This window comes from Alkalibacterium putridalgicola (assembly GCF_900109825.1).
Classification (GTDB): Bacteria; Bacillota; Bacilli; order Lactobacillales; family Carnobacteriaceae_A; genus Alkalibacterium; species Alkalibacterium putridalgicola.
In genome coordinates, this window is the sequence record NZ_FOBL01000020.1 from 1 (window position 1) to 11,472 (window position 11,472).

The window sequence follows — 11,472 nt, forward strand, 5'->3', positions numbered from 1 at the left end:
AGGACTTAACCACCAAAGGTGGCTTAAGGGTAAGATGCGGTGTTGTAGAAAAACGTTGTGTGTACGTAAAATCAACTGTCTAGTTTTGAGAGAACAGAGTTCTCAAAAAAATAAAAAGAAGAGTCACTGTGCGGTGACGATGGCGGGAAGGACCCACCTGTTCCCATTCCGAACACAGCCGTTAAGCTTCCCAGCGCCGAGGATAGTGAAGGGTTTCCCTTTGTGAAAGCAGGACGTTGCCGTGCAGCTCTTTTTTTGATATAATGATTATATAATTATTCCGCAATAGCTCAGCTGGTAGAGCGCATGACTGTTAATCATGATGTCGCAGGTTCGAGCCCTGCTTGCGGAGTTATTTTTTTTGAAAATAATTAGCCGCTTTAGCTCAGCAGGTAGAGCGCATCCATGGTAAGGATGAGGTCGCCGGTTCAAACCCGGCAAGTGGCTTAAGATGGACGAGATCCCTGGATCTCGTCTTTTTATATTTACTAAAATAAATTAGAGAGTTTTATTGGAGTCATATCCTGCAAAGAATTGATCCAAGTATTATCCCTTGTAATAAATTTTTTATAGTATAAAATGAAAAAAAGTGTAACTATATATATATGGTCAATCTTGAATGGCAACATAAGCTAGTTTTTTATAATGTAGATACTTATTTGGCTCTTCTGCTGATCGATCTTCGTGATTTTGTGAGAGATTGGGGGTCAAGACTTGATGCCATTCATTTAGTAGAAGAAAGGGAAAGTATTGCTATCATACGATTTCTACATAGAGATACTATAAGTCAGAAAGGAGTCTCTCCCATGTCTGTCATTATAAAAAGAAAAGCAATGATCTTTAGAGGCTTTACTAGATTAGAGATGAAACTGAATGGAAAAGCTATCGGCACTATAAGTAACGGCGAAAAAAGAGAGATAAATGTCCCGTATAAAAATTCATGCTTGCAGGTGACTCAGTTTGGCGGAAAAAGTAATGAACTGTCTGTAAGTGACGGAGATATGGTGCTTATCAGTACTGCGGCGTGGACGGGATGGGGACTTTTTCTCATTGCGATCATTGTTCCGATGATGGTCAACAGTTTTGACGGATTACCTCAAGTCAGTAGTGTCATGCTGACCTTTGTGATGTATCTTTCTGCATTTTGGCTGGTATATTCTTTTAAACTGACTAAGCTGACCGCTGTTAATGAACTAAAGAAGAGGTAGATCTTTAAGAATGAAGACTTACCTCTATTTCAGTATGATTAAGAGGAACCACGAAAATCATATAAGCTGTTTTTGAGCCACTAGAGTTGATTACTGCTCTATGGTTTTTTTATTATCTGATGGATAGATTGGTGTTTCTAGTAATCTCCCGATTCAACCTTAAACAGCTCGAAGGCGTATTATATGGTGGGAAAGTTCAACTGTCCATGAAACCCTATCTTATTGAGTAACCTCATCCATTTAAATCAATTTAAGATGTCTAAATGCATTATACAGGCCATCATTAGCGACATCATCCGTCACGTGATCCGCCATTTCCTTGATTTCTCGGCTGCCATTTCCCATGGCAATACCAGTACCACAAACTTCCAGCATAGGGATATCGACGGCAGCATCACCAAATGCAATCGTATTTTTTTCAGATTCTCCCAGGTAATCCAAAAGTTCTGTGATTGCTGTTCGTTTATCGATATTATTTAAGGCAATGTCGCCAAAAAGAGCTGTTTCTCCCGCACCACCCCACGTTCCTACTTTAAATTCGCTGAAGAGGTGTTTTGCTTTCAAATAATCTTCATAAGAGTTCAAGATGAAGCTGATTTTATTGATGTCATCACGATAGGGAAGTTCTCCGAAAATCATATCTGGGAAGACATCTTTAACCTTGAGATGATCAGTCTGCTCTTGCCCTTTTTTTGCTGAATATAACTGTATAGGTCTTTCAGCTTCCTCTTCAAACCTCTCACTGGCGAACAGTCCGGCGTTACTTTCAAGATAAAATTCCAGATTATTTTCATATAGCCAGTCTACGATCATTCGAGTATCTTTGGCCGACAGTTTTTTTTCAGCTATGACATTGTTATTACTTTCGATATAACTTCCATTTCCACCAATGTATCCATTGAATCCTATATCCAGGATTTTTTTATACATTTCAGCTTTACTTCTTCCTGTAACAGTGAAGACTTTATGACCGTTGGCTTGTGCGGCTTTGATCGCTCTGACGGCTGATTCAGGCAGTTCATTAGTGTAAGTCACTAATGTTCCGTCTACGTCTAAAAAGATATAGTGTGATTCCATAATTATTCTCCTTATATAGTTGTTTATAAATTTGTCACCTTACTATAATTAGTTCTGGTCAGACCAGCTGACATTCCATGAGCCGCTGGTCACTTGATCCAAGTCAGCGAAGGATTGGTCAAAATAGAAAAACCTGAATCAATAATTGTCTGACAAAAGAAACTGTCAAAACAACTACTGATTCAGGTTTTGCCTAGTCGAGCTAGTAACAATCCAGATGATTTATGTGAGTCTATAGTATCATATATCCTTATGAATAGATATGCATTCTTACTCTCGTTTTTTTCAGTATCATTATGACGGATTTTACGTGCGTTCAGCAGAGGATACTTTATGATCGATTTTAGAAAAAACTCCTTCTGATACTTTCAGGTATTATCTATGCTAAACTAGTATTGAGATATCTTATATAGAAAGGGAACGGTAAGTATATGACGATTTTTGACGATATCAAGGAAGAAATCATGGCAGATCCAATGAATGCCGGCTACACAGAACGAGGTGTTAGGCCTCTGTTTAAAGCTTCGAGAGATGCCAAAATAGCTATCGTCGGACAAGCACCGGGTCGGAAAGCGGAAGAGACTCAGATGTTCTGGAACGACCCGAGCGGCGACCGACTTAGAGAGTGGATGGGCATCTCGAGAGAAGTATTTTATGATACGCACATCGTAGCGCACCTGCCCATGGATTTTTATTATCCGGGTAAAGCAAAGTCAGGAGATGTGCCTCCCCGGAAAGGATTTGCTGAAAAGTGGCATCCAATGATCCTTGAGGAGATGCCCCAGGTCGAGACGATCATCCTGGTGGGAAATCATGCACAGAAACACTATCTAGGCAAAAGGAGAGAACGGAACTTAACGGAAACTGTCAAGAATTATGAGCAGTATCTGCCTGACTATCTGCCTTTGGTGCATCCTTCTCCATTAAATCACGGCTGGCTGAAACGTCACCCCTGGTTTGAACAAGACGTGGTCCCGGTCCTTCGAAACATCGTACATGAACACATTTAAAGCTTAATCCAAGGTGAAGTCAAATAAACATGCAAGGGAGGGTTCCCTCCCTGCATGTTTATTTATAGCTAGTCAGTTAACGAGCTGTTATTTTTTAGGATCGCCTGCAGCTTCTGCTTTTTTCTCTCTAACTGATTTCATCGCTTCTGTCCAGTAAGTCAGCTGATAAAGCATCGTTTCTACAGCGTCTTTTTGTGCATCACTCGGGTTCAACCCATCGTCGTTCCAGTCATAAAATAATGAAAGAGCGGGGTGCGTACGTACGTGGGCAACCTGGAATTCAGAAAGTACCGTACGAAGCTGTTCTGCTGCTCGTACGCCGCCTGCCGAGCCATAGCTTACGATACCGGCTGCCTTATCGTTTAATTCGTTATAGACGAAATCCAGACCATTTTTCAGTGCGGAAGACATCCCGTGATTGTATTCAGGGGTAACAAAGATATAGCCGTCTAAGCTGTTTAGTTTTTCTGACCAGGGACGCTGTTTTTCTTTCTCTACAAGGTCATCAGTATAAGCGGGTGAAGCGGGTTCAGCAAACACCGGCAGATCGTATTCTTTCAGATCCACCAACTCGAATTTCAGCTCCTGCGTATAGTTCTCCGCTATATTTTTGACCCATTTTGCAACGTCCTCATTTACACGGCCTTCACGGATACTTCCTAATATTATCCCGATCTTCATTCGATCATTCCTCCTTTGAATTTGTGCGACGCTTTAAGCGTCTTCTGTTTAAGTATATCATATATATATTTTAAGTCGAATTCGAAGCACCTGCTTTAACGTCAAGAGGGAGTTGCGTATGTTCATAAGGGCCCTTTCAAATAGTCAGATCAGAGACTTTACGGCTATTCTTCGTCTTTTTCTAGAACTAAGAGAGTAATTTAATGTTAAATTTGAACCTACGTGTTACACTTATATCAAATACACAAGGAGTGGAACCAATGGAATTTACAAAAGGGGATAATCGTTTTTATAAGAAACAGGATGACAAACTCGTTGCAGAAATCACTTATATTCCTAAAGGCGATAATGTCGATGTCAATCATACATTTGTTGATCCGTCACTCAGAGGTCAGGGCATAGCTGAACAGCTTGTCGAACGTGTCGTAGAAGAAATGGAAAAAGAAGGAAAGAAAATCATCCCTTCTTGTCCATATGTAGGTAAGTTGTTCGAACGCAAGCCTGAAAAGTACGGGCATATCCACGCAAAATGAGTTTTCTCTAATAAAGCGAGATTCTTTTGAAATGATGTTGACAATTTATGCTTTTCATTATAGAATATATCTTGTGCTCAAAAAGTACAAGATATGCAGGCCCCTTGGTCAAGCGGTTAAGACACCGCCCTTTCACGGCGGTAACACGGGTTCGAATCCCGTAGGGGTCATCGCGCTTTATTCATAATGCGTCATAATGCCGGCTTAGCTCAGTAGGTAGAGCAACTGAATCGTAATCAGTGGGTCGAGGGTTCAATTCCTTTAGCCGGCATTGTTTATTTAATAGCGGAGGGATAGCGAAGTGGCCAAACGCAGCGGACTGTAAATCCGTTCCTTCGGGTTCGTAGGTTCAAATCCTACTCCCTCCATTTATTGGGCTATAGCCAAGCGGTAAGGCAGCGGGTTTTGATCCCGTCATTCCTAGGTTCGAATCCTAGTAGCCCAGTATGATAAAAAACTGTGCGGCGATATGCTGCACAGTTTTTTTGTTTATCCAGAGAGACTAAGGCTGCTCATAAAAAGAAAATTGTCAGAATTCACTCGTTAATGCAGGCTGATTATGTGGTATACTTACACCGTATATGTTTAGATTTTGGAGGTGGCATAATGCCCATAGAATTTCTTAGAACGTTCGACTGGTCACGCCTGCTGGCCTGGCGGACAGGAATCAATATTATCGATATTTTGATTGTTGCTTTCTTTATGTACCAGCTTATGAGAATAGTAAAAGGCACACGTGCTGTAGAACTTTTAAAAGGAATCGGAGTCATTTTACTGCTGAAATTAGTCAGTGTCCTGTTTCAGCTGAATACAACAGAATTTGTTGTCGACTTTGTCATTCAATGGTCTGCCCTGGCACTGATCATCATCTTTCAGCCTGAACTGAGACGTGGATTGGAACATCTTGGTAGAGGTTCGGTCTTTGGAAGAAAGAGAAAATCCAATCCGAGTGAACAGGTCGTGGATCATCTATCCCATGCGCTTCAATATATGGGGAAAAGACGTATTGGTGCCTTGATCTCAATTGAAATGGAAACGGGTCTGGATGAATACATTGAAACGGGTATCCCGATCAATGCAGATCTGTCCTCAGAATTGCTGATCAACATCTTTATACCGAACACGCCTTTGCACGACGGCGCTGTTATCATTAAAGACTTTAAGGTGGCTACAGCAGCAAGTTATCTGCCACTGTCAGAAAGTCCGGCTATTCCTAAGAAATTGGGGACACGACATCGTGCGGCAATCGGGCTGTCTGAAGTTTCCGATGCGATAACCCTGATAGTTTCAGAAGAAACGGGAGACATAAGCATTTCCCGCAGAGGGAACTTGATCAATGACATGACTCAGGAAGAAGTTGTTGATTACTTGAACAGAGAAATCGTTGAAACGGAGAAAGAAAAAGAAACAAAAGGACCTTTACAGCAATTTATAGAAGCTGTCAGAAAAGGGGTGTGGGGTAAATGAAAATGAATGTTGAAAATCCTTGGATTTCAAAACTCATTGCTTTATTCTTCGCCATCGTCCTGTTCTCATTTGTCGCGTATGAGAATGAATCGCGTAATCTTTCAACAAACCCGACAGATGGAGCAAGCATCACAAGTTCTGAAGTCATAACCAATTTACCTATAGATATCAACATCGATCGTGATACTTATTTTGTTTCAGGTATTCCCGAAACAGCTACGATACGTCTAGAGGGGCCACAAGCCATTTTAACTCAGACCCTGGCCACACAGAACTTTACTGTTGAAACGCCTGATCTCGATGAATTGGGTCCGGGCAGTCATACGATCGAACTGGAAGTCGAAGGACTAAGCAATCAGCTGGAATATAGTGTGATGCCGGCAGAGGTCATGCTGGAGATCGAAGAGAAACGAGTAGAAGAATATGAAGTGAGAGTCGAGTTCAATGAATCAGCTCACTTGGAAGATGGCTATAGAGCTGAAGATCCGATATTGTCTACTGAAACAGTAACAATTTCAGGAGCATTGTCCACAATGGAGGAAATCAGTGATGTCATGGTCGTTGTCATGCCTGAAGGCGGCAGCATCACCGAGGATATCGAAACGACATTGAACGTCCTTGCACTCGATGAGACAGGTGATCCATTGAATGTCAACATTTCACCTCAGCAGATCGATGTTACGATTCCCGTGAGAGGGACGCAGCGGACCCTGCCGATCGTTCTTGAAGAGTCAGGCGTGCCGAATGAAGATTATGAGTATGCATTAGAAATAGCTCAGGGAGAACCTGAGAACGTGACGATTACTGGAGAATCTGATACTATAGAAGAGTTGAATAACTTTGTGATAGAAGTGGATGTATCAGGTGTAACAGAATCAACTATACGTACGATACCTTTGAATCTGCCTGAAGGGATCACAGAAACAGAACCTGAAGAATTAGACGTTCTGATTCGCGTGAATAAAGTAGAACCAGCAGAAACAGATAATGGAACAGAATAAATCAAACAGATGAATAACAATAATGTGAGGAGTTAATTTTACTATGGGAAAATATTTTGGAACCGATGGTGTACGAGGAGTAGCCAATAAAGAACTGACACCGGAAATAGCATTTAAACTGGGACGTTTTGGCGGATATGTCTTGTCACAACACTCAGATTCTGACAGACCGCGTGTTTTAGTAGGTAAAGATACACGCATTTCGGGTAAAATGCTGGAATATGCACTAATATCCGGTCTTTTATCTGTAGGTGTCGAAGTGCTGCGTCTAGGGGTCATCACGACACCGGGTGTCTCTTTCCTGACACGTCAGCAGGATGCTACTGCAGGAATCATGATTTCGGCCTCGCACAATCCTGTACAGGATAATGGCATAAAATTCTTCGGTTCGGACGGTTTCAAACTTTCTGATGAACAGGAAGCTGAAATCGAAGCTTATCTTGATGGAGATAGTGATGACCTGCCTCGTCCAAGTGCGGATGATTTAGGTACATCTGACGAGTACAAAGAAGGCCTTCAGAAATATATCCAATTCCTGACACAGACGATTTCTGGTGACTTATCCGGGATACATGTGGCTCTGGATGGCGCAAACGGTGCAGCCAGTCCATTATTGAACCGCTTGTTTGCCGATCTGGATACGGATTTTGATGTGACGGGCAATACGCCTAACGGCTTGAATATCAATGAAGGAGTCGGAAGTACTCATCCGGAATATTTATCTCAATTCGTAAAAGAAAAAGGTGCTGATGTCGGTCTGGCATTTGATGGCGACGGTGACCGCCTGATCGCTGTAGATGAGTTAGGTAATATCGTCGATGGCGATAAGATCATGTACATCTGCGGCAAATTCATGCATGAAGAAGGACGTTTGAAAAAGAATACGATCGTTTCAACTGTGATGAGCAACATCGGGTTCTATAAAGCACTGGAAACGCATGATCTGGAATCGGTGAAAACAAAAGTGGGTGACCGCTTTGTTATGGAAGAAATGGTTAAAAACGGCTATAACTTAGGTGGCGAGCAGTCCGGACATGTTATCTTCCTGGACTATCATACAACAGGGGATGGCTTGCTGACTGGTGTACAGCTGTTGCATGTGATGAAAGAAACAGGGAAAAAACTATCAGAACTGGCGGAGGAAGTGACGTCTTACCCTCAAAAACTGGTCAACATACCTGTCACGGATAAACATAATGTGATGTCGAATCCGGCAATCAGTAACGTGATCGATGAAGTTGAAAAGGAAATGGCCGGAAATGGTCGTGTCCTTGTTCGTCCGAGCGGGACTGAATCTTTACTCCGAGTGATGGCAGAAGCTCCAACACAGGAGGCCGTTTCTGAATATGTTGAACGCATCGCTAAAGTGGTAAGAGAAGAGTTAGGAACTAACGAAGCTTAATCATGAAAAAACTACAAACCCCGTCTAAAGGTGGTTTGTAGTTTTTTATGTGGGTTGTTTATCAGGTGTGGCTAGAACCAGACAAGTAAAAAGAACCAGCTGATCATAATGAATTGAATGAGGCCTTCTGCCACTTTCCCGCTCAGAAAACCGATGAGTGTGCCGACAGCGGCGCGAAAAGCAGCGGATAGATCTTTATGCTGCCAATACTCGACGATGATGACGGCGATGAACGGAAGAGCCAGGATGCCGAATGGTGGATAGATAAAAGTACCGATGATCACGGAAACAGCTGCGACTCGTTCACCAAGTTTACTGCCGCCGAATCGTTTCACAGCCGCCGAATTGGTAAAGACATCGGCCAGCACAAGCACGGCAGTTAGGACAGCCATGGATATCCAAAAAAATGTCGTGAGCTCTGTGGAATTGATGAAGAAGTGATAAATTAGAAAACCTCCCCATACGGCAAAGACAGAGGGCAGGACCGGGAAAATCAGTCCGATAAAACTGACTATGAATAATGCCAGGACTAATATCCATAAAAGTATATTCAAAATGTAAGACTCCTTTCTGATTGATTAAGATATATCCAGTATACTGGATAAACCAGTATTTGAAAAAAGTTTGAGCTGACATCGAGCCGCGTTCCTGTTTGATCGCTGTACCAGTTGAAGCCAGAAACTGATTGATTGAATAAAAAAGTTATTATAGAGATAATATGATATGATGTAAGTTCTAAAATGCATACTTAGATAGAAATAATACAACACTCGCAACTTATGGTCATGAGAAAATAGGTAAAGGAGTTACTATGGGATTATTTAAAAAGTTTATTACCACCTACAAAAGGAACGATCCTTCAGCCAGATCGACTCTTGAAATTGTATTGACCTATCCTGGTTTCTGGGCGATCATTTATTATCGTATTGCCCACTTTCTACATCAGAAAAATCTAAAGCTGATTGCCCGTATGGTCTCTTCTTTCAGCCGTTGGGTCACTGGGGTGGAGATTCACCCAGGAGCGCAGATCGGCCGCTGTTTCTTCATCGACCACGGGATGGGGATTGTTATCGGAGAAACTGCCGTTATCGGGAATGATGTGAAAGTTTTCCATGGTGTGACGTTAGGTGGACGAGGAGACGAATCCGGCAAGCGTCATCCTACGATCGAAGATGGTGTGATGCTGTCCGCACATGTTCAGGTCATCGGAAATGTGACCGTTGGTAAAAATGCGAAAATCGGTGCCGGAGCTGTGGTGCTGAGTGATATCCCTGAAGGCGTAACGGCTGTGGGTATTCCGGCTAAGGTGGTCAAATCCAAGATCCAGAATCTGGAAGAACACAGTGAATGCAGACTTGATTAAAGTGAACAAAAGGAGAAAACTATAATGACCGATGAAAAAATGAACGTGGAAAGTTTCAACCTGGACCATACAAAAGTTAAAGCGCCTTACGTGCGTGTGGCAGATAGAAAAACGGGAGCCAATGGAGATATTATCGTTAAGTACGATGTAAGGTTTACTCAACCGAATAAAGAACATATGGATATGATGGCTGTTCATTCGCTGGAGCACTTGACTGCCGAACTGATCCGCAATCATGCTGATTATGTTATCGACTTTGGACCGATGGGCTGCCAGACTGGTTTTTATTTAACAGTCATGAATCATGAGGATTATAATGACGTACTGACTGTTTTGGAAAAGACTATGCTGGATGTTCTGGAAGCGGAAGAAGTGCCTGCAAGCAACGAGAAACAGTGCGGATGGGCGGCCAGCCACACACTGGAAGGTGCAAAAGAAGTTGCCAGGACCTTTTTGATGAAACGTCAGGAATGGTCCACCGTTTTTGCGGAAAATGTTTAATTTGAATCAAACTCTAAAAGCTGATTTCCTGTATTGGGGGGAAATCAGCTTTTTTCGTCCCACGTGATGAGAAACTATACTGAGTAAATCTGAGCGAAATATAAATAGCTGTTTTTCATTGCTCAGAATGAAGTGTTGGCCTGAAGCGTGCCCTCTAGAGAAAAACGGGAGGCGTGAAGGTCACGCAAAGAGGTAGAGCGTGCCCTTCAGAGAGAAACAGGAGGCGCGAAGGTCACGCAAAGAGGCAGAGCGTGCCCTTCAGAGCGAAACAAGAGGTGCGAAGGTCACGCAAAGAGGCAGGGCGAGCCCTTCAGCGAGAAACAGGAGGTGCGAAGGTCACGCAAAGAGATGGAGCGTGCCCTTCAGAGCGAATTCGAAGGCGTGAACGTCACGCTCCACTTTCAAGAACGTCCTAAATCAACTGAAGTGGATACAAAAAAAGGATGAAACGGGAGAACTTCTCCTGTTTCATCCTTTTTTATTCTATTTATTTTTAATGGCGGCGACGGCCTCCAAAAATCAGGAAGAGACGCATCACACTCAAGAATGAAGCGATAGCTGCGGCGATATAGGTCAATGCAGCGGCATTCAAAACTTTCTTTGCTTGAGGGATCTCTTCTCTGGTCAGTAAGCTCTGTTCTTCCAGGATACGAATGGCGCGTTTGGATGCATCGAATTCAACCGGTAACGTAACGAGCTGAAAGAGCAGTGTCAAAGAGAAGAGCAGTATCCCGATAGTGATCAGCATATCGCCACCTTCACCCAGGAACATACCTAAAATAAGAATCGGAAAGGCGGCTGTCTGACCGAAGTTTGTTACAGGAACGAGTGCGGCACGCAGACGCAAGGGTCCGTAATTGTCGCGATCCTGCAGGGCATGACCGGCTTCGTGAGCGGCCACACCAATGGCTGCAACAGATGTTGAAGTGCGGGTCGCGTCGGATAGACGCAGGACATTTTCCTGTGCGTTATAATGGTCGGTCAAATTTCCGCGTATGCCTTCCAGACGGACATTCTGCAGATTTGAAGCGTCTAAAATCTGACGACAGACGTCAGAGGCCGTATAACCGCGTTGACTTTTTACTTCGCTGAATTTTGAGTAAGTGGACTGCACATACATGCTGGCCGCTCCGGAAATGATCAAACCGATAATGATCAGTATCATCGTTGGATCCCAAAATAGTGGGAAATACATAATAAGAACCTCCAGTATTATTTAAACTAAGTTG

The 11,472-nt window shown here is 42.9% G+C and carries 12 protein-coding genes, 6 tRNA genes and 1 rRNA gene; 15 read left to right on the top strand and 4 right to left on the bottom strand.

All coding sequences use genetic code 11. The features are described from left to right. Positions 1 to 129: 129 nt before the first annotated feature. The 4 genes from rrf to BMX84_RS07560 all read left to right on the top strand — a co-directional run bounded on the left by rrf (position 130) and on the right by BMX84_RS07560 (position 1,208). A 5S ribosomal RNA gene (gene rrf, locus BMX84_RS07545) occupies positions 130 to 245 on the top strand. Between the two features lie 34 nt (positions 246 to 279). Further along, positions 280 to 352, top strand: a tRNA-Asn gene (locus BMX84_RS07550). 22 nt (positions 353 to 374) lie between these two features. Then, positions 375 to 447: transfer RNA gene (locus tag BMX84_RS07555), tRNA-Thr, on the top strand. Between the two features lie 359 nt (positions 448 to 806). Further along, on the top strand, positions 807 to 1,208 hold the full coding sequence (locus BMX84_RS07560; RefSeq protein ID WP_091488578.1) for a hypothetical protein: 402 nt from the start codon (positions 807 to 809) through the stop codon (positions 1,206 to 1,208). 240 nt (positions 1,209 to 1,448) lie between these two features. On the opposite strand, the gene BMX84_RS07565 is transcribed toward BMX84_RS07560, so the two are convergent. Further along, positions 1,449 to 2,285: a Cof-type HAD-IIB family hydrolase gene (locus BMX84_RS07565; protein ID WP_091488580.1), complete on the bottom strand. Its 837-nt coding sequence runs from the start codon at positions 2,283 to 2,285 to the stop codon at positions 1,449 to 1,451. 431 nt (positions 2,286 to 2,716) lie between these two features. Here BMX84_RS07565 and BMX84_RS07570 point away from each other — a divergent pair, with 431 nt between their 5' ends. Beyond that, complete coding sequence (locus BMX84_RS07570) at positions 2,717 to 3,295, top strand: uracil-DNA glycosylase family protein (RefSeq protein WP_091488581.1); 579 nt, start codon at positions 2,717 to 2,719, stop codon at positions 3,293 to 3,295. 87 nt (positions 3,296 to 3,382) lie between these two features. Here the strand turns inward: BMX84_RS07570 and BMX84_RS07575 are convergent, their stop codons facing one another. Continuing rightward, complete coding sequence (locus BMX84_RS07575; RefSeq protein ID WP_091488583.1) at positions 3,383 to 3,976, bottom strand: NADPH-dependent FMN reductase; 594 nt, start codon at positions 3,974 to 3,976, stop codon at positions 3,383 to 3,385. A gap of 260 nt (positions 3,977 to 4,236) precedes the next feature. On the opposite strand from BMX84_RS07575, the gene BMX84_RS07580 reads away from it, so the two are divergent. The 8 genes from BMX84_RS07580 (at position 4,237) to glmM (ending at position 8,379) form a co-directional block, all read left to right on the top strand. Beyond that, the gene (locus tag BMX84_RS07580) at positions 4,237 to 4,509 is read left to right on the top strand and encodes a GNAT family N-acetyltransferase (protein WP_091488584.1); all 273 of its coding nucleotides are present in this window, start codon (positions 4,237 to 4,239) and stop codon (positions 4,507 to 4,509) included. Positions 4,510 to 4,607: 98 nt separating this feature from the next. Then, positions 4,608 to 4,679 (top strand) — tRNA-Glu (locus tag BMX84_RS07585). 28 nt (positions 4,680 to 4,707) lie between these two features. After that, positions 4,708 to 4,780: transfer RNA gene (locus BMX84_RS07590), tRNA-Thr, on the top strand. 16 nt (positions 4,781 to 4,796) lie between these two features. Beyond that, positions 4,797 to 4,877: transfer RNA gene (locus tag BMX84_RS07595), tRNA-Tyr, on the top strand. Positions 4,878 to 4,882: 5 nt separating this feature from the next. Further along, positions 4,883 to 4,954, top strand: a tRNA-Gln gene (locus BMX84_RS07600). 161 nt (positions 4,955 to 5,115) lie between these two features. Then, positions 5,116 to 5,976, top strand: a complete 861-nt coding sequence (gene cdaA / locus BMX84_RS07605; RefSeq protein ID WP_091488586.1) for a diadenylate cyclase CdaA — start codon at positions 5,116 to 5,118, stop codon at positions 5,974 to 5,976. Further along, the gene (locus BMX84_RS07610) at positions 5,973 to 6,977 is read left to right on the top strand and encodes a CdaR family protein (RefSeq protein WP_091488587.1); all 1,005 of its coding nucleotides are present in this window, start codon (positions 5,973 to 5,975) and stop codon (positions 6,975 to 6,977) included. The genes cdaA and BMX84_RS07610 overlap by 4 nt, the downstream gene beginning before the upstream one ends. A 43-nt stretch (positions 6,978 to 7,020) precedes the next feature. Then, a complete protein-coding gene (gene glmM, locus BMX84_RS07615) occupies positions 7,021 to 8,379 on the top strand; it encodes a phosphoglucosamine mutase (RefSeq protein WP_091488589.1) in 1,359 nt (452 codons plus the stop codon). Between the two features lie 71 nt (positions 8,380 to 8,450). Here glmM and BMX84_RS07620 read toward each other — a convergent pair whose 3' ends face one another. Continuing rightward, a complete protein-coding gene (locus BMX84_RS07620; protein WP_218142355.1) occupies positions 8,451 to 8,933 on the bottom strand; it encodes a DUF456 domain-containing protein in 483 nt (160 codons plus the stop codon). 257 nt (positions 8,934 to 9,190) lie between these two features. On the opposite strand from BMX84_RS07620, the gene epsC reads away from it, so the two are divergent. Further along, complete coding sequence (epsC, locus tag BMX84_RS07625; protein ID WP_091488592.1) at positions 9,191 to 9,742, top strand: serine O-acetyltransferase EpsC; 552 nt, start codon at positions 9,191 to 9,193, stop codon at positions 9,740 to 9,742. A gap of 24 nt (positions 9,743 to 9,766) precedes the next feature. After that, positions 9,767 to 10,243: an S-ribosylhomocysteine lyase gene (locus BMX84_RS07630; RefSeq protein ID WP_091488593.1), complete on the top strand. Its 477-nt coding sequence runs from the start codon at positions 9,767 to 9,769 to the stop codon at positions 10,241 to 10,243. Between the two features lie 493 nt (positions 10,244 to 10,736). Here the strand turns inward: BMX84_RS07630 and BMX84_RS07635 are convergent, their stop codons facing one another. Next, the gene (locus BMX84_RS07635) at positions 10,737 to 11,438 is read right to left on the bottom strand and encodes a zinc metallopeptidase (RefSeq protein WP_091488595.1); all 702 of its coding nucleotides are present in this window, start codon (positions 11,436 to 11,438) and stop codon (positions 10,737 to 10,739) included. Positions 11,439 to 11,472 lie beyond the last annotated feature (34 nt).